At 69.0% G+C, this 18,571-nt stretch carries 17 protein-coding genes and 4 pseudogenes; 2 read left to right on the top strand and 19 right to left on the bottom strand.

What is annotated here, in order from left to right:
• Positions 1 to 143 precede the first annotated feature (143 nt).
• The 19 genes and pseudogenes from GI374_RS18320 to GI374_RS19980 all read right to left on the bottom strand — a co-directional run.
• Positions 144 to 269, bottom strand: a pseudogene (locus GI374_RS18320) (transposase); the annotation flags it as partial.
• Between the two features lie 29 nt (positions 270 to 298).
• Positions 299 to 1,330 (bottom strand): NAD/NADP-dependent octopine/nopaline dehydrogenase family protein, encoded by a 1,032-nt coding sequence (locus GI374_RS18315; RefSeq protein WP_154338445.1) that lies wholly within the window; start codon positions 1,328 to 1,330, stop codon positions 299 to 301.
• A gap of 76 nt (positions 1,331 to 1,406) precedes the next feature.
• Positions 1,407 to 2,657, bottom strand: a complete 1,251-nt coding sequence (locus GI374_RS18310) for a flavin-dependent oxidoreductase (protein ID WP_154338444.1) — start codon at positions 2,655 to 2,657, stop codon at positions 1,407 to 1,409.
• Positions 2,658 to 2,661: 4 nt separating this feature from the next.
• Positions 2,662 to 3,543 carry a substrate-binding domain-containing protein gene (locus GI374_RS18305; RefSeq protein ID WP_154338443.1) on the bottom strand — a complete coding sequence of 294 codons (882 nt, stop codon included), beginning with the start codon at positions 3,541 to 3,543 and terminating at the stop codon, positions 2,662 to 2,664.
• 29 nt (positions 3,544 to 3,572) lie between these two features.
• Positions 3,573 to 4,556, bottom strand: a complete 984-nt coding sequence (locus GI374_RS18300; RefSeq protein ID WP_154338442.1) for an ABC transporter permease — start codon at positions 4,554 to 4,556, stop codon at positions 3,573 to 3,575.
• The gene (locus GI374_RS18295; protein WP_229583576.1) at positions 4,556 to 5,938 is read right to left on the bottom strand and encodes a sugar ABC transporter ATP-binding protein; all 1,383 of its coding nucleotides are present in this window, start codon (positions 5,936 to 5,938) and stop codon (positions 4,556 to 4,558) included. Before GI374_RS18295 ends, GI374_RS18300 begins: the two co-directional genes overlap by 1 nt.
• A 39-nt stretch (positions 5,939 to 5,977) precedes the next feature.
• Positions 5,978 to 6,424, bottom strand: a complete 447-nt coding sequence (locus GI374_RS18290; protein WP_154338440.1) for a cupin domain-containing protein — start codon at positions 6,422 to 6,424, stop codon at positions 5,978 to 5,980.
• A gap of 74 nt (positions 6,425 to 6,498) precedes the next feature.
• Positions 6,499 to 7,002, bottom strand: a complete 504-nt coding sequence (locus tag GI374_RS18285; protein WP_195759987.1) for a MarR family winged helix-turn-helix transcriptional regulator — start codon at positions 7,000 to 7,002, stop codon at positions 6,499 to 6,501.
• 30 nt (positions 7,003 to 7,032) lie between these two features.
• Positions 7,033 to 7,794 (bottom strand): SDR family NAD(P)-dependent oxidoreductase, encoded by a 762-nt coding sequence (locus tag GI374_RS18280; protein ID WP_154338438.1) that lies wholly within the window; start codon positions 7,792 to 7,794, stop codon positions 7,033 to 7,035.
• A 55-nt stretch (positions 7,795 to 7,849) separates the two neighbouring features.
• Complete coding sequence (locus GI374_RS18275) at positions 7,850 to 9,046, bottom strand: acyl-CoA dehydrogenase family protein (protein WP_154338437.1); 1,197 nt, start codon at positions 9,044 to 9,046, stop codon at positions 7,850 to 7,852.
• Positions 9,047 to 9,101: 55 nt separating this feature from the next.
• Positions 9,102 to 9,398, bottom strand: coding sequence for a YciI family protein (locus tag GI374_RS18270; RefSeq protein WP_154338436.1), 297 nt, complete (start codon positions 9,396 to 9,398; stop codon positions 9,102 to 9,104).
• Complete coding sequence (locus GI374_RS18265; protein WP_154338435.1) at positions 9,398 to 10,630, bottom strand: flavin-dependent oxidoreductase; 1,233 nt, start codon at positions 10,628 to 10,630, stop codon at positions 9,398 to 9,400. The genes GI374_RS18270 and GI374_RS18265 overlap by 1 nt, the downstream gene beginning before the upstream one ends.
• Positions 10,630 to 11,565, bottom strand: coding sequence for an SDR family NAD(P)-dependent oxidoreductase (locus tag GI374_RS18260; protein WP_154338434.1), 936 nt, complete (start codon positions 11,563 to 11,565; stop codon positions 10,630 to 10,632). The genes GI374_RS18265 and GI374_RS18260 overlap by 1 nt, the downstream gene beginning before the upstream one ends.
• On the bottom strand, positions 11,562 to 12,668 hold the full coding sequence (locus GI374_RS18255; protein WP_154338433.1) for a branched-chain amino acid ABC transporter permease: 1,107 nt from the start codon (positions 12,666 to 12,668) through the stop codon (positions 11,562 to 11,564). Before GI374_RS18255 ends, GI374_RS18260 begins: the two co-directional genes overlap by 4 nt.
• Positions 12,668 to 13,558, bottom strand: coding sequence for a branched-chain amino acid ABC transporter permease (locus GI374_RS18250; RefSeq protein ID WP_370515472.1), 891 nt, complete (start codon positions 13,556 to 13,558; stop codon positions 12,668 to 12,670). Before GI374_RS18250 ends, GI374_RS18255 begins: the two co-directional genes overlap by 1 nt.
• A 4-nt stretch (positions 13,559 to 13,562) precedes the next feature.
• Positions 13,563 to 14,291 (bottom strand): ABC transporter ATP-binding protein, encoded by a 729-nt coding sequence (locus GI374_RS18245; protein ID WP_154338432.1) that lies wholly within the window; start codon positions 14,289 to 14,291, stop codon positions 13,563 to 13,565.
• Entirely contained in the window at positions 14,288 to 15,010 is a 723-nt protein-coding gene (locus GI374_RS18240; RefSeq protein WP_154338431.1) for an ABC transporter ATP-binding protein, read from the bottom strand. The genes GI374_RS18245 and GI374_RS18240 overlap by 4 nt, the downstream gene beginning before the upstream one ends.
• Positions 15,011 to 15,027: 17 nt before the next feature.
• Positions 15,028 to 16,194: an ABC transporter substrate-binding protein gene (locus tag GI374_RS18235; RefSeq protein ID WP_154338430.1), complete on the bottom strand. Its 1,167-nt coding sequence runs from the start codon at positions 16,192 to 16,194 to the stop codon at positions 15,028 to 15,030.
• Between the two features lie 92 nt (positions 16,195 to 16,286).
• A pseudogene (locus GI374_RS19980) lies at positions 16,287 to 16,394 on the bottom strand (IS110 family transposase); the annotation flags it as partial.
• A gap of 101 nt (positions 16,395 to 16,495) precedes the next feature.
• Between GI374_RS19980 and istA the strand changes: the two are divergent.
• Positions 16,496 to 17,443: pseudogene (istA, locus tag GI374_RS18225) on the top strand (IS21 family transposase); the annotation flags it as partial.
• A gap of 139 nt (positions 17,444 to 17,582) precedes the next feature.
• Positions 17,583 to 18,391 (top strand): annotated as a pseudogene (gene istB, locus GI374_RS18220) (IS21-like element helper ATPase IstB).
• Positions 18,392 to 18,571: the final 180 nt, after the last annotated feature.

Genomic DNA, 18,571 nt, shown 5'->3' with positions numbered 1-18,571 from the left:
ACCTCGAGCCGCTACATGATGGTCGAGGCCTTCGCCCAGATCGACAAGGAGGAGATCGACCCCATCCTCAGCATCACGGCCAAGGCCGCCTGATCATGATCTCAGGCCATCTCACGATTCACACCACGTTGACGGACGTGACCCTTCAGCTTGTAGAACGTCGCCGGGCTGAGCCCGTGCCTGCGGCACACCTCCGCCGTCGCCATCCCGGCTTCCTGTTCCTTGATCATCCCGATGATCTGCGCATCGGTGAAGCGGCTTTTCCTCATCTCGTCTGCTCCTTCAGGTCGGGCAGACTCTACATCACGGCGAGGGAGCTTACGGGGGGCAGGTCAGGGACGTCCCTCAGGTCCCGACCGAGGATCGCCGAGGCTTGGGCCAGGAATCCTCGCGCGAGGGGCGCCTCGATACCGTAGTCGTGCGCAAGCGAGACCAACAACGCCAGCCCGATGACGATGTCCTCGGCGACGTAGCGATGGCTAACAAAGTCGATGCGCTCATGCGGCTGCGGCGCGACCTGCGGCAGGTCCTGGCCGAGCCGGTCGTAGAACCAGACGCCGGGGCCGTAGAAATCCGCCAACGGATAGTGCGGGGCTGCGTAGCCGAGCGTCTCGCGGATGGCTATGCGTTCGGCGTCGAGCGCGTCCTGCACGGCGCGGATCGGACCTTGGGTGCCTTCGCCATGCGGCTCGAAGGGGCCGCCCGCCGCGATGACGCCCGCGTTCATCAGGACAAGCGGCGTATGCAGGACCGGATTGCCGTTGGTGAGGGCAGCGTCCAGCGCGTCGCGCCGGGCGTCGATGGTGACGCCGGGGAAGGCCTCGCGCAGCAGGTCCGCGACCTCGTCCGTGGCCTCGCCGTCCGAGGTGCCGAGGGTCATCAGCGTGCCACGGGTGGTGATGGTAATCGTGTCCTCGGCGGCCTTGCGGGTGATCCAGGGCAGTGAGCCGGTCTCGGCGAAGCGGAGTCCGGCGGGGAGCTGAGGCCTTGCGGCGCGCGCGGCCTTCGCCATGACCACCGAGCCGAGGCTGCCCGGCATTGCGACGACGGTCTGACCGGCGGCGAGATGAGGGGCGAGGGCGCGGGCGACGTCCTCCTGCGCCGTGGCGGGGAGCGGCACAAGGATCAGCTGCGCCCCCGCCAAGGCGGCGCCGAGGTCGTCGGTGGCGCGGGCCGGGACCTGCCGAGTGCCCGCGTAGTCCTGCACTGTGATCGCGTGGAGGCCGTGGTCGCCGCCGCGCCGCCACCAGCGAACCTCGTGACTGGCCTCGGTCAGGTCGGCGACCGCGGCGAAGGCGCCGTTGCCGCCCCCGATGATGGTGATTAGCATGCGTTCTCGCTCCCTGGATGGCTCAGGCGGCGCGTTTTTTCGGGGGACGCGCCGCCCTGTTATCTGATCGGCCCGCTCAGGCGGTCCGCTTCAGGCGCTCGGCGTCAAAGCCCGCAATCCGCGCGTAGCCGTTCACGATGGCGTCGCGCTCGGCCGCGGGCAGGATCGCCTCCAGATCGTCGAAGCGGCCGCCGGGCAGCGACGCGGCGCGGGCCTCGGCCTCGTCGATCACGCGCTCGGGGCCGCCGGCGCGGTTGTTGGCCACCACCTCGTTCACCTTCGGCAGCCGCTCGGCCTCGTAGGCGGCCAGGCCCTCCAGGACCGCGCCGCTCGCGAGATGCCGCCCGAGCGCCTCGGCGTCGAGGATCGCCTGCGCCGCGCCGTTTGCGCCGAAGGGATACATCGGATGCGCCGCATCGCCCATCAGCGTCACTCGGCCATGGGTCCACCGGGTCAGCGGATCGCGGTCGCACATGGGGAAGTCCCAGAACACGGGCGTCGCGCGGATCATGGCGTGGATGTCGGTCTCCGGCACGGTGAAGTCGTCGAGGATCGGCAGCAGCACCTCCTGCTTCGCCTCGCTGTTCCAGCTCTCGCGCCCCGGCGTGGGAGCGCCCGGCTCCGCCTGACGCACGACGCAGGCCCAGTTCATCAGCTGGGTGCCGGGGGTGTTTCCCGGACCGATCGGGTAGAAGATGAACTTCCGGGCGATGCCCCCTGAGTTGATGATCGTCCGCCCGTCCATGAAGGCGGGCCAATCCACCGCGCCGCGCCAGAGCATCAGCCCCGACCAATGCGGTTGCCCCTCGCCGGGGAAGAGGTGCCGGCGCAGCGCCGAGTGGATGCCGTCGGCGCCCACCAGCGCATCGGCGCAGTCCGTGAAGTGGCTGCCATCGGCGCGGCGGAAGATGGCGGTAACGCCGCCCTCGTGTTGCGTGACGGACTCGAGCGCAGCGTCGAGGCGGACAGTGCCGGCAGGCAGCCGCTCGGTCACGGCATCCAGAAGGACCGACTGGAGGTCGCCGCGATGGATCGAGATCTGCGGCACGTCGTAGCCCGCGGCGATCCCGCGTGGGGTGTCCCAGACGTCCTGCCCCTGCCGGGTGCGGTAGATCATCCGCTCGGTGCGGATGCCGACCCGATCGAGTGTGTCGAGCAGCCCCAGTTCCGCCAGATGGTTGATGGCATGCGGCAGCAGGGTGATGCCGACGCCGAGTTGCATGAGTTCGGGGACCTTTTCGTAGACCGTGCAGGCGATGCCCGCGCGATGCAGGTCGAGTGCGGCGGTCAGGCCACCGATGCCGGCGCCGGCGATGATCACGCGCATGGCCTCACTCCTTGAAGATCAGCGTGTGGCCGACATTGACCCGCTCGGTCTCAGCTTCCCCCTTGAGATGCGCGGCCATCGTGTCGACGGCGAGCGTGCCCCATTCGAGCGGGTTGAGGCTCACGGTGAGTGCAAGTTCGCCGGATTCGACGGCGGCCAGTGCGGGCGGCACCCCGTTCAGCCCCGTGACCACGATCTCTCCGGTGCGGCCCATCGCGCCGACCGCCTGCACGGCGCCGAGCGCCAGCTCGTCGTTGCCGGCATAGATCGCCTTGACGTCGGGGTGGGTAATCAGCAGGTCCTCGGTCGTCTTCAGCCCGCTCTCGCGGCTCAGCGGCAGCTCCTTCTTGGCGACGATGGTGATGTCGGGATTGGCGGCGATAGCCTTCTCGAAGCCGGTGGCGAGATTGCGGAAGGTCTCGGCGCCCGAGGGACCGGCCAGTTCCAGGATATCGCCCGAGCCGCCGATCTTCTCGGCCAGCCAGGTGCCGATCTCCTCGCCGATGCCGACCTCGTCCATCGCGATGTAGGCGGTCTGGTCGGCGGATTGGGCCTGGCGGCCGACCGACATGATCGGAATGCCGGCCGCGGCGGCGGCCTCGTAGGCGCGGCCAGTGGCGACGGCGTCGATCGGCGCGATCAGGATGCCGTCCACGCCCTGTCCGACGAGGTTCTCGACCCCCGTGACCTGCTCCATGACATTCTCGTTCGCGGTGACGAAGCGCGCCTCCCAGCCGAGCTCGTCGAGGCGGTCCTGAATGCCCTTGGCCATCGCCACGTAGAACGGGTTGGTGTCGGAGGCGAGCGCCACGCCGATGGTCTCGGCCTGCGCCGCGGGGATTGCGACGCCGGTTGCCACGAGGGCGGCGATCATTGCTGCTTTCATTGCTTGTTTCCCTGTTGCTTGTTTCTTGTTCACGTCCGCTTGCGGCGGCGGAGCTGGTCGGCCGCGGCCGCGGCGAGGATCACGAGGCCCACGGCGATGCGCTGCCAGTAGCTGTCGACGTTGAGCAGGTTCAGCGCATTGCCGAGGATCACGATGATGAGGACGCCGACGATGGTCATCGCCAGGTTACCCTGACCGCCGCGCAGCGACGCGCCGCCGAGGATCACCGCCGCGATCGCGTTGAGCTCGTAGCCCTCGCCTGCCGTAGGCTGGCCGGACTGCAGCCGCGAGGCGAGCATGATCCCGGCGATTCCGGCGATCACCCCGGCGATGACATAGGCGGCGATCCGGGTCCGGGTCACGTCGATCCCGGCCAGGAACGCGGCCTCTTCGTTGCCACCGACCGCGAACAGTCGCTTGCCGAAGGCCGAGAGATGCAGCAGCCAGCCGAGGATCAGGAACAGCACCAGGGGCGTCCATGTCAGCAGCGGGATGCCGAGGAAGCTCGTCCGAGCGTAGTCGAGGAAGGCGGGCGGCAGCCCCGCCTCGCCGAAGATCGGCTGGCCTTCGGTGTAGAGCAGCGCGAAGCCGCGCAGGACGACCATCGTGCCCATCGTGGCGATGAACGGGTTGAGCCGCACGACCGCGATCAGCACCCCGTTGATGAGCCCCGCCGCAAGCCCCGCCATCAGCCCCGCGACCAGCCCGGCGCCGATCCCCAGATGCAGCATCACCTCAGCCGCGGCGCAGCCGGCGACGGCGACCGTCGAGCCGACCGACAGATCGAAGCCGCCGGAAATGATGACGAACGTCATGCCCATCGCGAGCACCGACAGGATCGAGGCCTGCAGCAGGATGTTGTTGAGGTTGTAGGCGGTCAGGAACCGGTCGGAGGCGAGCGCGGCAAAGACCACGATGCCTGTCAGCACGAGAAGCGGCACGTTGTGGAGGAAGGCGCGGCCCAGGCGGGCCGGGGTCCTTGAAGCCGGGCGCGGGATTACGGTCTCGGTCATCACAGGATTTCCTTCAGGGCCAGCGTGTCGAAGCCGCCGCGAGGGCGCGGGATCGGCGCGGACAGCTGCCCGCGCTGCATCAGGATGAGTTCGTCCACGAGGTTCGCGAGATCGTCGAGCTCGACCGAGTGGACGACCACGGCGCCGCCGTCCTCGGCAAAGCGGCGGATGCGCTCCATGATCAGCGCGCGCGCCGCGACATCCACGCCATGCGTCGGCTCGTCGAGCAGCAGCAGCCGCGTCTCGCCGACCAGCCACCGGGCGAAGAGGACCTTCTGCTGGTTGCCGCCGGAGAGGCCGCCCGCGGCCAGCATCGGATCGCGGGGCCGGATGTCGAGCCGCTCCATCAGCGGCGCGACCAGGCGGTTCATGGCGGCCGGACTCAGCGTGCCGAAGCGCGAGACCCGCTGCAGATGCGGCAGCAGGATGTTGTCGCGCACCGAGAGCTGCGGCACGATCGCGCGGGCGCGCTCGCTCGGGACATAGCCGCGTCCGGCGGCGATGGCACTGGCGGGGCGGCCCGTTCCGGCGGCGTTGAACTCCGCCCGGAGCCAGGTCTCGATCCCGCTGCCCAGCAGACCGTGCAGGCCGGTGATCCAGTTCCGGCGGAGGCGCAGCCCGTCGGCCGCGGCCGCCACTTCCGCGCCGGGGGCCCGGTCCTCGCCGGTCGCGTGATGCGCCACCGCCTTCCCGGAGATTGCGGCGACCAGATCGGATATGCCGTAGGCGCCGCGGGTGAACTCGTCGACGATGCGCCCGTCGCGCATGGCGATCACACGCTCCGAGAGCGCCACGACCTCGTCGAGCCGGTGCGAGACATAGATGCAGGTGGTGCCGCCCGCCTTGAGCCGCTCGATCATGCCGAAAAGCCGCTCGCATTCGTCGCGGCCGAGCGATGCCGTCGGCTCGTCGAGGATCAGCAGCCGCGCATCCCGGCCCATTGCGCGGGCGATGACAACCGACTGGCGCTGTGCGAAGGACAGCTCGCCGATCGGCCGCGAGGGGTCGATGTCGAGGCCGAGCCGCGCGAGCCAGTCGCGGGCCTGCCGTTCGGCCGCGTGGCGGTCGGCCATCCAGCCGCCCGCCCGCACCGGCCAGGCGCCGAGGAACAGGTTGTCGGCCACGCTCATCTGCGGCACGACCCGCAGTTCCTGCGGGATCAGCGCGACCCCGTGGGCCGCCGCTTCAGCCGGGCTGCGCGGGGCGAACCCGCGCCCGGCCAGGGCCATAGCGCCCTTGTCCGCCTGATAGACCCCGGTCAGGACCTTCAGCAGAGTGGACTTGCCGGCGCCGTTGCCGCCGACGAGGCCGAGCACCTCGCCCGCGCGCAGGCGCAGATGCACGCCGTCGAGTGCCCGCGTGGCACCAAAGCGCTTGCTCAAGCCCTCGATCGTCAGGAGATTGGCTCCCCCGCTCATCCGTCAGGCCTGCGCCTTCCGCGCGGCAATCCGCTGGGCCAGTTCTTCAGTATCCAGTTCCGGCATCAGAACGACGTTCTCCTGCTCGCGGGCGTCGTTGCGGGCCGTCAGTGCGGTGGCAGGCTGGCTGTCGGAGAGGTTGAAGGCGACGTGAGGCTCCTCGGCTGGGATGTAGCAGAAACTGCCGGGGCCCATCAGGATCTCGGTCTCCAGGTGCGGCCCATAGTAGAGGATGATCTCGCCCGCGATGGTGTAGATCGCGGTCTCGTAGTCCTTGTGACGATGCACTTTCGCCCGGCCGCCCGGCGGGAAGGCGGTCAGGTTCATCGACAGGTGCCGCGCGCCGACCGTGCTTTCGGACACGCCGAAGAACTGCGGCATGCCCTGCCGGGCGATGCTGGTCTGCTTGGGTTGCAGCAGCATGACCTGCTTGCCGTCGGGCTGTGTCATGAGGTGGTCTCCTTGGCTTGGAGCCCGGCGTGGGCTCACTCCGTTTCAAACCGCCGCCGAGAGGGCGGCCGCCGTTATTTGCCGGCGAGGGCGATCATCGCTTCCGCATGGGGTGACAGCTGGAAGTCCTGAGCCGCTGCCTGAAGGTTCTGCTGCGCGGCGCGCAGGACGCGAAGGCTGGCGGCCACGTCCTCGGCCGCGACGCCCGAGAGCGCGAGCGCATTCGCTTCGAGCGCCGACTCGAGCGCCGGCCGTTCCAGCGCCCGGCCCCGCTCGGTCAGGCAGATGACGTATTTGCGCCGGTCCCCCTCCGGCCGGTGCCGCGTGACCAGCCCGGCCTCGAGGAGGTTGCGGATCGTCGCGACCATCGCGGGGCCGGCGATCCCCGACCGCTGGGCGAGTTCGCTCTGCGTGATCGCGTCCCCCTCCCACAGCGCCCTCAGCGCGAACCACTGCCCGATGCCCAGCCCCATCCGCGCCAGCCGCGCGCTGAGGTCGCGCTGGATCAGCTGGTTGGTCATGCGGAGATTGTGCCCGAAGCTCTCGGAGGTGCTGAGAGATGGGGGGGAGTCGGACATCGGGCTCATTCTCCTAAGGCTCGTCACGTCTCACTCCGCGAGGTAGCCGCCATCGACGGGCAGCAACACCCCGGAGACCCAGTCCGATGCTTCGGATGCCAGGAACACCGCAGTCCCGACCATCGCCTCGGGCGTGACGAAGCGGCGCATCGGCATCTTTTCGAAGAGGCGCGTCTCGGCCGCCTGATCCAGCACGCCCGCCGCCATGTCGGTGGCGAAGCCACCAGGCACGATCGCGTTGACCGTGATCCCTTTCGAGGCGAGTTCGAGCGCGAGTTGCCGGGTGAGGTTCACCACCGCGCCCTTGGAGGAGGCATAGGCGGTGAACGGCGCGACGCTGGTTCCGCGCATCCCCCAGGTCGAGGCGGTGAGGACGATCTTGCCATGCCCCTGCGGCAGCATCCGCCGCGCCGCCGCCCGCGCCGTCAGGAACACGCCGTCGAGATTGACCGCATGGACTTTACGCCATGCCTCGTAATCGTGCTCTGCCAAGGGGGTCGGCATGCCGGCAATCCCGGCATTGGCGAAGACGACGTCGAGGGCGCCCGAGCCCGCTGTGACTTCATCGAACGCGGCTTCCACCGCGGCCTCGTCGGTGACGTCGAGTCGACGGACGGCGATCCCCTTCGTTGCGGCCGAAGCCAACTGCTCGAGCGCAGTCTCGTCGCGGTCGAAGACATGCACCGACGCGCCGCGGGCCGCGAGGCCCTCGGCAACGCCGCGGCCGATGCCCTTGGCGCCGCCGGTCACGATGATGGTCTTTCCGGCTAGGCTGAAGAGTTGATCCGTCACTACATTCTCCTTGGCAGTGTTTGCCCGGACCCGATCGGGTCCGGGTGGCGAGCGCTCAGATCACACCGGCTTCCGGCTCCAGCCCCATGAGGTGCCGGCCGAGGATGCGGGAGGCGACGTCGTAATCCACGTAGTAGTGTCCCGCGGCCATGTGGATGTCGCGCCAGAAGCGCTGCGCCGGGTTGTCGAGATAGCCGGCGCTGCCGCCCGAGGCGTTGAACAACCGGTCGGTGGCCTGCACCGCCAGCTTCACGACATAGGACTGCGTGCTGCGCCAGCCGGCCATCAGGTCGGGCGTGAACTCGATCTCGCCGCGCGCGAGGGCGAGGAAATCGTGCCAGTCCTTCTCGATCAACGCGGTTGCGGCGCGCAGGTCCTGATGCGACTCGGCGAGGCGCATGTAGCTGCTGGCGCTGTCGACCGCCTTCTGCCCGGTCAGCGCGCGGACCCGGTCCTTCTGCCGCTCGGTATAGGTCGCCATCATCCCGTCCGCGGCGCCGAGAGCAACGACCGAGAAGCTGGCCCCAAAAATCGCCGAGAAAGGAATGCGGTAAAGCTCGCCCGGATGGAGCCCGCTGCCGCGCGCCTGGCCGGTGAAGAGCGCGCCGATTGGCTCGACCCGGTGCTCGGGCACGAAGACGTCCTCGACGGCGAGGTCCTTGCTGCCGGTGCCCTTCAGCCCCGAGGTGAACCAGGTGTCGATGATCTGCACCTCGGACATCGGCACGAGGGCGAGGCAGTATTCCGGTTCGCCGGTCTCGGCATGGGGCCGCATGCCGCCGAGGATCGTCCAGTGCGCGTGGTCGCAGCCGCTGGAGAACTGGTAGCGGCCGGTGAGCCGCCATCCGCCCTCGACCGCGGTGAACGTGCCCCGCGGCGCAACGGAGGAGCAGACGTAGGTGTCGGGGTTCTCGCCCCAGACCTCGTCCTGCGCCTGCTTGCTGAAGGCGGCGACGACATGGGCGTGCCCCATCAGCAGCTGCATCGCCCAGGCGGTCGAGGAGCACACCGATGCCAGAAGCCGTGCGGCGCGGTAGAGGTCGACCGGGCTCTCCTCGCCGCCGCCATAGGCGGAGGGAACCATGGCGCGCAGATAGCCGATGGAGCGCAGCGCCTCGACGTTCTCGTCGGGGACGCGGCGCAGCTCCTCGGCCTTGGCGGTGTTGGCGGCGACGGTGTCGAGGATATCGCGCATGCGCTCGGTCATGGAGGCCTGCGGCGTGATTGCGACGGCAAGATTGCTGTGGGACATTGTTTACTTACTCCCTGTGGGTTTCTTCTCGTTCATCTGCCCGCTTCTTCGGGGCTCAACGGTGGCCGGAGGGGCGGATCGGCGCCCGGCCCCAGACAAAGACACGGCTGTCGGGGCGCAGCCCCGCGAGGCAGTAGGGGTCGCCGGCGACGAGGCGTCGGGCGGTTTCGATATCCTCTGCCTCGATCACCCAGAGCGAGCCGCAGAAGGGCCCACCGGGCTCCGCTCGCAGGCCGCCGGCATCGCTGATCGCCTCCCCGTGCGCGGCGAGATAGTCGAAATGCGCGCGCGTGAGGGCCGGGTCGAGCGACGCGGGATCGACATCGTCGAGGAACAGGGCGGCAAAGCGCATCAGCGGGCCCTGACCTGTTCGACCGAGAAGCCGGCGAGTTCCGCATAGCGGCCCATGAAGGCCGCGCGCTCCTCGCGGCTCATCACCGCGTCGACGTCCTGATAGCCATCCGGCGCCCGCGCCTCGACCGCGTCGATCACGCCCTCCGGCCCGCCCTGGCGATTCGACAGCACGATCGCGGCGGTCTTCGGCAGGCGCTCGGCCTCGTAGGCCGTCAGCGCGCGGGGGATGTTCGCCCCCGCGGCAAGCGCGTCCGTGAGCGCGCGCGCGTCGAGGATTGCCTGCGTCCCGCCGTTGGCGCCCATCGGATACATCGGATGCGCGGCGTCGCCGAGCAGCGTGACGCGCCCCTGGCTCCAAAACGGTGCCGGGTCGCGGTCGAACATGGGGTATTCCCAGATCTCTTCCGTCGCGGCTACGAGCGCGGGAAGGTCGATCTCTGTGCTGGCGAAGCGCGGCAGCTCCGCCTCGAGTTGCGGTCGGCGCGCGGGGCGCGACCAGTCGGCACGCTCGGGCGGCGGGGACCCGTCCGGGGCCATGCGGACGATGACGACCCAGTTGGTCAGCCGCTCGCCCGGCCGGGCGCCCGGCGCGATCGGATAGGCGACGAACTTGGCGTCCACGCCTCCCTGGATCAGTAGTGCACTGCCGCCGAGGTATTCCGGCCACGATGTCGCACCGCGCCACATCATCAACCCGCTGTAGCGCGGGTCGCCCTCCGCCGGATGCAGCAGGCGCCTGACGGTGGAGTGGATGCCATCGGCTCCGATCAGCGCGTCGCCGGTCAGTCGCACCTCGCCGTCGGGACCGGCGGCAGTGACGGTGACGGTCGCGGCGTCCTGCGCCACCGCCTGCACCCGGTGCCCGAGGCGCAGCGCCTCCGGGCAGCGTTCCTCGACCGCGCGGGCGAGCATCCCCTGCAACCGTCCGCGGTGGACGAAAAACTGCGGCACCGGCTGGCCGGCCGCGACGCCGCGCGGCTCGTCCCACACCGGCAGCCCGCCACGGGTGCGATAGTGCAGGTGCTGGGTGGCGATCGCCTCGGTCTCCATCGTGGGCAGAAAGCCGAGACTGGCGAGTTCCTTGATGGCCGAAGGCATGAGCGTGATGCCGACGCCGAGTTCGCGCAGGCTCGGGACCTGCTCCAGGATGGTGCAGCCGATCCCGGCCCGGTGCAGCATCAGCGCGGTGGTGAGGCCGCCGACGCCGCCGCCTGCGATCAGGACGTGCATCAGCTTGCCTCCTCGGGGATTTTCTCGGCCGTCGCGGCGAGCCGGTCGAACGTGACCTGAACTGCGGCGAGGGCGTCAGGATACATGGCGCTCCGATCCGTGTCGGTGATCTCGCCGATCCGGGCCAGGACCGTGTCGGCGGTGACCTCGGCCGGGTCCTCGATGTCGATTCCCAGCGTCTCGATCGTCCGGGCGACGGCGAAATGCCCCCCGCCGGCGATCAGGACCTCGCCGTTCAGGGTGCATTCCCGGCTCGCGAGATAGCTGACCCCGGCGCTGACGAGTTCCGGTGCGATCGCGACGGCGAGCTCCTTCGGGAACAGGTCGACGCTGATGCGGGTGAAGGCGAAGGGCGAGATGCAGTTGACTCGGATGCCCGCGGCCTCCGCGTCGAGCTTGATGCCATGCATCAGCCCGAGGATGCCGTTCTTGGCCGCGCCGTAGACGACCGCGTCAACCTGGCCGTAGAAGCCCACCTGGCTCGTGGTGAAGACGATCCGGCCATAGTTCTGGCGGACCATGTGCGGCCAGGCGGCGCGCGTCAGGTTGAAGGTCCCGCCCAGATGGATGTCCATCAGCGAGTCGTAGTCGGCCCGCGTGGTCTGGTCGAAGTGCAGGAAGCGCTGGTTCCCCGCATTGTTTACGAGAACGTCGAGGCGGCCGTAGCGCTCGACGATGCGCGCGACCAGCGCCTCGGTCGCCGCAGGATCGGAGACGTCGGTGCCGTCGGCGATCGCGGTCCCGCCCAGCGCCACGATCTCGTCAACGACCGAACGGGCCACTCCGGCGTCACTGCCCTCACCCTCGATGTTGAGCGCGCCAAGGTCGTTCACGATGACGGTCGCGCCCCGGCGGGCAAGATCCATCGCATGTGCCCGTCCGAGCCCGCGACCGGCCCCCGTCACGAGGGCGACCTGCCCATCAAACCTGATCATGCGTTCCTCTCCTCTGGCAGTTTGCGGTGTTTGCGTCCGGCCCGGCGGCGCCACATCTCGTCGATTTCCCGCCCGCCGCTGATGCCGTTCGGGCGGAACAGGATGATGACCAGCATGACGCCGGCCAGTGCGACATCGCCGAGTCCGGCCGGGGTCTGTAGCGTGACAGCAGCGCCGGGCAGCGTGACGCCGACCTCGGTCTGTCGCAGCAACTCCGTCACAAGCGAGATCGCGAATGTTCCCGCAACCGCGCCGGTCAGGCTGCGGCTGCCGCCCACAACCAGCATGGTCATCAGCAGGAAGGTCAGATCGAGATAGAAGTTCTCGACCCGCAGCGTGCCCTGGAAATGCGCAAAGAGTGCGCCCGCCACGCCGGCGACGAAAGCTCCGAGCACGAAGGCGATCAGCCGCACGCGCGGGATTCGGATGCCGGAAGCGCGCGCCGCAACCTCGTCCTCGCGCGAGGCGCGCAGCGCGATGCCCCAGCGCGTCTCCTGGAACCAGAAGGCGACCGCGACGGCGCCGCCCGCGACAGCTGCGGCGACGGGCAACTTGACGTAGGTCTGCAGCCCCATCAGCGAGCCCTGCCCGCCGGTCAGCGAATCCCAGTTGCCGAGCACGATATAGGCGATGAAGAGCAACGACAGCGTGGCGATCGCGGCACCGATCCCGGAGAGCCGCATGATGGGAAAGCCCACCAGCAGCGCGATCAGCGCCGGCACGACGCCCGCCGTCAGCAGCGCCAGCATGTGCGGGACCTGCATCGCCCCAAGCCAGAGCGGCAGGTCGGGCAGGAACGTCCCCTTCATCGCCGCCGGCATGGAAAGCAGCGCCGAGGTATAGGCCCCGATGGCCATGAAACCCACGACGCTGAAGTTCAGCACACCCGAATTGCCCATGAAGATGTAGAGCCCGACCACGGCGACGAGGTTGACCAGGCAGAAGATCACTCTGCGCTGCAGGACCGCGTCGGCTTGCCCGGCGAGCAGCGCCAGGAGGGCGATCGCCGCGATGAGGACAAGCAGCGTCGCGGAGCGGCGCCAGATCTCGGACAGCCGTTCAGCCGGACGGATCGCATGCGGAGCGGCGGCATAGGCGGTCATCACACCCGCTCCTTCAGACCGGGCGCCGGCCACAGCCCGTTGGGACGGAACAGCAGCACGAGGATCACGATCAGGAACAGAAAGGCCTCGCGGAAGGGACGTAGCTCGGCAGGCAGCAGCGCCTGCAGCAGGGTCGCGAGCGCCCCCACGAGGAATCCGCCCGCGGCTGCCCCCGGCAGGCTGCCGAGACCGCCGATCACCGTGGCGACGAAGCCGACCAGCACGATCTGCACCCCGAGGCGCGGATGCACGAAGCCGGTCTGCGCCACGAACAGCAGCGCCACGACCGCCGCGAGGAAGCCGCTGAGCACGAAGGCAGCGAGGATCACCGAATTGGCGCGCACCCCGACCAGCTGCGCCATGGTGAAGTCCTCGGCCGCCGCCCGCATGTGCAGGCCGATCGACGTGCGGCGCAGCAGGTAGGTCAGCGCGCCCAGGCAGGCGATGCAGGCGAGGATCGTCGCGAGCTTCAGCAGGCTGACCTGCGCCCCCGCGATGGCGATCGGCTGGGCGAGGATAGGCAGCGGATCGACCGGCTTCGGCCGCGATCCCACCGTGAAGATCAGCAGCTTCTGGATGAACATGCTGACCGCGAATGAGGCGATCAGCATCGTGGTCTGGTCGGCCGACCGCAATGGCCGGAACGCGAGCCGCTCGGTTGCCAGGGCGAGCACCATCGCCGTGCCGACCGATGCGACGATGGCGACCGCGACCGGCTGGCCGGAGAGGGCGAAGACAGCATAGGCCGCGCAGGTCACGAGCTCCGCATGGGCGAAGTTCGCCAGCCGCATGACGCTGAAGATCAGCCCGAGGCCGAGCGCCGTCAGCGCGTAGAGGCCGCCGACGCTGACCGTGTCCACGAGAATCTGGATGGGGTTGAGGTTGCCCACGGCGTCAGTCCTTCAGGCCGAAATAGGCGGCGTCGAAATCCGGTGCCCCGGTGAGTTCCGCGGATCGCCCCTGCAGGCGCACGCGCCCGGCATTGAGCACATAGGTGCGGTCGGCAGCCGCCAATGCGCGGCCTGCGTTCTGCTCGACCACGAGGACCGTCAGCCCGTCCCGCCGCAGCGATGTGACGAGTTCGTAGACCTGATCGACGATCTTCGGCGCGAGGCCGAGCGAGGGCTCGTCGAGCATCAGAAGGCGCGGCTTCGACAGCAGGCCGCGGGCGATGACCAGCATCTGCTGCTCGCCGCCGGACAGGCGTCCGGCCGCCTCACCGGCGCGTTCGCGCAGGATCGGAAAGGCGTCGAGGAAGCTCTCGAGATGCGCGCGCGCCTCGGCACGGTCGCGGCGGACGGTGGCGCCGAGTTCGAGGTTCTCAAGGACCGTCAAGCCGGCAAAGACGTGCCGCCCCTCCGGCACGTAGGCGATGCCGCGGCGGACGGTGCCCTCGAGCGCCCCGCCGGCGATGGGCGTTCCAGCGAAAGAGATGCCGCCGGCGTCGGGCCGCCGCAGCCCCGCGACCGTCGATAGCAGCGTGGATTTGCCGGCGCCGTTCGGCCCGATGATGGCCACGATCTCGCCTTCTCCCACCTCGAGGCTTACGCCGTCGAGTGCCGTGATCGCGCCGTAACGCACCACGAGGTCGCGGACCGAGAGGAGCGGCGCGCGCCCGTTCATGCCACCGCCTCCGCGCCGAGATAGGCCTCGCGGAAGTGGGGATCGGCCATGACCTCGGCGGGTGCACCGCGGCTGACAGTGCGGCCGCTGGCGAGCACGTGCAGCCGGTCGCAGATGGCGCTGACGAGGCGCATGTTGTGCTCGATGAGAACGATGCCGCAGCCGTAGTCGGCGTGAATCCTGCGGATAGTCGCCGCCAGGGCCTCGGCCTCCGCGATGTTCATGCCCGCCGCCGGCTCGTCCAGCAGCAGGAAGCCGGGTGACAGCGCCAGGGCGCGAGCGATGCCGACCCGACGCTCATCGCCGTAGTTCAGCGTGCCGGCCTCGCGGCCGGCGCTCGCGGCGAGGCCGAGATAGTCGAGCAGCGCGGCCGACCGATGGCGCGCTTCCATCCGGCCGATGCCGGCGCCTGCGAACGCGGCCTCGAGGTTCTCCTGGACAGTGAGCCGCTGGAAAAGCCGGACGGCCTGGAAGGTGCGGACGACGCCATGCCGCGCGAACCAACCCGCGGACTGGCCGGTGACGTCCTCGCCGGCCAACAGCACCCGACCGGCGGTCGGGCGCTGAAAGCCTGTCAGGACGTTGATCATCGTGGTCTTGCCGGCGCCATTGGGGCCGACGAGGCCAACGATCTCATCGCGCGCGACCTCGAAGCTCACTGCCTCGATGGCGTGCACGCCCGAGAAGCTGACCGAAACGTCGCGCGCGGAGAGTTGCATGGCGCAGTCCTCCGGCCTCAGTCCAGCTCGACTTCGTCGGCGCTGAACTTGCCGACGATGCTGAACTTGCCGGCCTCTGCCTTGAGGATGGTCATCGGCCGGGTCGTGGCGATGTGCAGCTCGGGCGTGAAGGTTGTCGGCCCGACGACCAGCGGCTCGTCCCTGAAGGTGTCGAGCGCCGCCGCGACCTCTGCGGGCTCGACGGATCCAGCCTTCTCGGCTGCCCGCGCCCAGGCCTCGATCATCGCATAGCCGCGCTGCGCGTAGGACACGTCGGCGCGTTCCCCGTATTCGGCTTCGTAGCGCCTGTAGAAGTCCGCCACTGCCGGATCGGTATCGTCACCGTAGAGCGAGCCGAAGTTGACCACGTAGAAATCCGAGAGGCCGGGAACCGTGCCGGCCCAGTAGTCGCCGTCCATCGACTCGCCGGTGATGATCGGGGCATCGACGCCCGCGCTCCGCAGCTGACGGATGGCACTCGGGCCGCCGGGCGCATACGAGCAAAGCAGCACCACGTCGGGCTTCGTGCCGAGGCCGGTGATCCGGCTCACCTGCGCGTCGATGCTGGGGTCTCCGTTCAGGAACGTGTCCTCGCCGAGGATGCCCTCTTCCCCCGCCAGCTCCTTCCAGCGTTCGGTGAAGCTTCCGCAGAGCGTCTTGGTGTAGGAAATGGTGTTGTCGAGGAGGACATAGGCTGTCTTCCAGCCCTGATCCTCGAAGCCCCATTCGGCGAGCAGAGCGCCCTGCGCCTGTCCCGCGGTCGAGAGCGAGTAGGCGAGATTGCCGATCCCCGCGACGCCGAACTTGGGGTCCGACGCGCCGGAGAACGAGATAATCCCGTTCTGCTGGGCGACGAAGGCGCCGGGCGCGCCGAAGTCGAAGTCGCTGGGGACGATCATCGCCTTCACACCCTCGGCGACCATCTGCGTCGCCCCGTCCGCGCCGAGCAGCGGTTCAGACTTGTTGTCGAAGGTCTCCACCTCGATCTGCTGGCCGAGGACGCCCCCGGCCGCGTTGATCTCCTTGACCGCGAGCAGCGCGCCGTTGATCGTGCTGGCGTCGATCGGCTGGAACCAGCCGCTGAGCGGCATGACCATGCCGATCTTGACCGTGTCGGCCGCGTGCGCCCCCTGCACCGTCCCCAACAGCACCAACGCCGCCGCCATGCCTCCGATGGACTTCATGCCTGCCCCTCCTCCCAAGGTGCGTGAATCATTACTTCAGGAGTGAACTAATTTTCAAACACGGTCAAGCCCGGAATCGTGATGGCGACCGACGAACTGATCTTGGTGACCTCGATCAGCCTATGTCGGCCGCCGATCGTGACCTGACGCGGCACCAGCCCCAGCCATGCGGCAAGCTTGCGGCGCTTCCCGGATGTCGCGTGACCTGCCCCCCGCCGCCCCTCGATCATGACGAGAGTCCTTGGGCTTGGGGTTGGTTGGCTTCGGAACAGGCGATCGTGCCGGGCGCGGTGCTCACGGATTGCTCAATCGGTTTCGCCGCCATGCCGGGAATGACGATGTTGTCCGTCAGGAGCTTGCTGCCGAGAAGAGCATCGCGGTGAGCCTCCGCACGGTCGAGCGGGCGGTGGCGCATCTGCGCCAGGAACTGCGCGCCGAGGCTCGGGCGACGGTGCGCTTCGAGACGCGTCCGGGTCAGATCGACTTCGGCCAGCGGCGTGTCGAGATCGCCGGGGCGGCGCGGCAGGTCACGTTCTTCGTGGCGACCCTTGGCTATTCCCGCCGCATCCACGTGCGGGCCTTTGCCGGCGAGCGTCAGGAGCATTGGTTCGAGGGAATGGAGAGCGCCTTCACGGCGTTCGGCGGGGTGCCGGAGGAGGTCCTGCTCGACAATGCCCGCGCGCTGATCCTGAGCCACGATGTCGCCAGCCGCGAGGTCGTGGTGAACCCGAAGCTCCATGCCTTTGCCCGACACTGGGGCTTTCAGGTCAAGGCCTGCGCACCCTACCGGCCGCGCACGAAGGTCAAGGATGAGCGTGGCGTCGGCTATGTGAAGGGCAACGCGATCGCCGGCCGCGCCTTCGACAGCTTCGCGGCTCTGGAGGCGCATCTGGTGGAATGGACCCGCGAGATTGCCGACCGCCGGACCCACGGCACGACCGGCGAGGCGCCGATGCTGCGCTTTGCCCGGGACGAAGCCGGGACACTGAAGCCGTTGCAGGGTCGTGGTCCTTTCCTGGCCCTGCGCGAACTGGGCCGGCGCGTCGGGCCCGACTGCGCGGTGGAGATGGATACCAACACCTACTCGGTGCCTTGGCGGCTGATCGGCGAGCGGGTCCGGGTGCTGGTCGCGGCCGACACGGTTCGCATCACCCATGCCGGCGTCGAGGTGGCCTGCCATCGCGCAGCGCCGGCCGGCGTGGGCGGAGCGTCGATCCTGTCCACTTCGCCGGGGTTGCCGGTGCCGCCCGCCGGACGATCCGGACGATCGCGGACACGGTCGGCGCGGACACGGCTGGAACGGAGACGGATGTGGACGCGCCGATCCCGATTCCGACGCTGCTGCGACCCTTGCCCGAATATGAAGCGGCCGCCGGAGGTGCCTGGTGATGGGCGCGGTGATGGGCGCGGTAACGGCGAACGAGCTCGATCGGATGCTGACGCGGCTGAAGCTGACCGCGATGCGCGACCAGCTCGACACCCTGCTTGATGAGGCCGTGCGGTCCGAGCTGACACTGCGCGACGCGCTCGCGTTCCTGTGCCAGCGCGAGATTGCCCGCAAGGACCAGCGCCGGATCGACATGAGCTTCGGATTGGCGAAGTTCCCGTTCGTTCGGGATCTTGGCGGCTTCGACTTCGCGGCTCAGCCCTCGATCGACCGGGCGCAGATCCGCGACCTGGCCACGGGGCGCTTCATCGCCAACGGTGATGCGCTCCTGCTGCTCGGGCCGCCCGGCGTGGGCAAGACGCATCTGGCCGTGGCGCTCGGCCGGGAGGCGATCGTCGCCGGCTACACGGTGCTCTTCACCGGTGCCATGGAGCTGGTGGTGAACCTGGCCAACGCGCAGGTCGACGGCCGGCTCGAAGAGCGGCTGACGCACTACGCCAAGCCCAGGCTCCTGATCGTCGATGAACTCGGCCATCTGCCGCTCGAGCCCGACGCCGCACATCTGTTCTTCCAGCTGGTCAGCCGCCGTTACGAGCGCGGCGCAATTCTGGTCACCCGAACCGGGCCGTCGGCGAATGGGGCGCGGTGTTCGGCGATGCCGTCGTCGCGACCGCGATCCTCGATCGCCTGCTCCACCACAGCCACGTCATCACCATCCGAGGCGACAGCTACCGCCTCCGCGAGAAGCGCCGCAGCGGGCTTTTGCAAAAGCCCGCTGCGGCGCACGAAACCGCAACCGTATCAAGCTGAGGGTGGGCCAGTTCTTCATGTCGCCACCGGGCCAGTTCCGAATGTCGCTGGACAGACCCCGATGACCAAGACCAGCATGGACCTGTCCGAGCTTCTGGCAAAGCACGATCAGGGCGACTTCTTGCGTGCGATTGCCGAGGCTGTTCTTCAGCTGCTCATGGAGGCTGATGTTGAAGGCCT

Source organism: Paracoccus sp. S-4012 (assembly GCF_009674885.1).
Classification (GTDB): domain Bacteria; phylum Pseudomonadota; class Alphaproteobacteria; order Rhodobacterales; family Rhodobacteraceae; genus Paracoccus.
The sequence above is the reverse complement of the archived record's forward strand: the minus strand, read 5'-3'. Positions and strand labels throughout refer to the sequence as shown.

Excerpts from the sequence above, each read along its gene's own strand:
- GI374_RS18275 (WP_154338437.1), bottom strand. The coding sequence starts at position 9,046 with ATGTCCCACAGCAATCTTGCCGTCGCAATCACGCCGCAGGCCTCCATG.
- GI374_RS18260 (WP_154338434.1), bottom strand. The coding sequence starts at position 11,565 with ATGATCAGGTTTGATGGGCAGGTCGCCCTCGTGACGGGGGCCGGTCGC.
- GI374_RS18270 (WP_154338436.1), bottom strand. The coding sequence starts at position 9,398 with ATGCGCTTTGCCGCCCTGTTCCTCGACGATGTCGATCCCGCGTCGCTC.
- GI374_RS18300 (WP_154338442.1), bottom strand. The coding sequence starts at position 4,556 with ATGACCGAGACCGTAATCCCGCGCCCGGCTTCAAGGACCCCGGCCCGC.
- GI374_RS18285 (WP_195759987.1), bottom strand. The coding sequence starts at position 7,002 with ATGTCCGACTCCCCCCCATCTCTCAGCACCTCCGAGAGCTTCGGGCAC.
- GI374_RS18235 (WP_154338430.1), bottom strand. The coding sequence starts at position 16,194 with ATGAAGTCCATCGGAGGCATGGCGGCGGCGTTGGTGCTGTTGGGGACG.
- GI374_RS18245 (WP_154338432.1), bottom strand. The coding sequence starts at position 14,291 with ATGAACGGGCGCGCGCCGCTCCTCTCGGTCCGCGACCTCGTGGTGCGT.
- GI374_RS18240 (WP_154338431.1), bottom strand. The coding sequence starts at position 15,010 with ATGCAACTCTCCGCGCGCGACGTTTCGGTCAGCTTCTCGGGCGTGCAC.
- GI374_RS18265 (WP_154338435.1), bottom strand. The coding sequence starts at position 10,630 with ATGCACGTCCTGATCGCAGGCGGCGGCGTCGGCGGCCTCACCACCGCG.
- GI374_RS18315 (WP_154338445.1), bottom strand. The coding sequence starts at position 1,330 with ATGCTAATCACCATCATCGGGGGCGGCAACGGCGCCTTCGCCGCGGTC.
- GI374_RS18255 (WP_154338433.1), bottom strand. The coding sequence starts at position 12,668 with ATGACCGCCTATGCCGCCGCTCCGCATGCGATCCGTCCGGCTGAACGG.
- GI374_RS18305 (WP_154338443.1), bottom strand. The coding sequence starts at position 3,543 with ATGAAAGCAGCAATGATCGCCGCCCTCGTGGCAACCGGCGTCGCAATC.
- GI374_RS18290 (WP_154338440.1), bottom strand. The coding sequence starts at position 6,424 with ATGACACAGCCCGACGGCAAGCAGGTCATGCTGCTGCAACCCAAGCAG.
- GI374_RS18310 (WP_154338444.1), bottom strand. The coding sequence starts at position 2,657 with ATGCGCGTGATCATCGCCGGCGCCGGCATCGGTGGCCTGACCGCCGCA.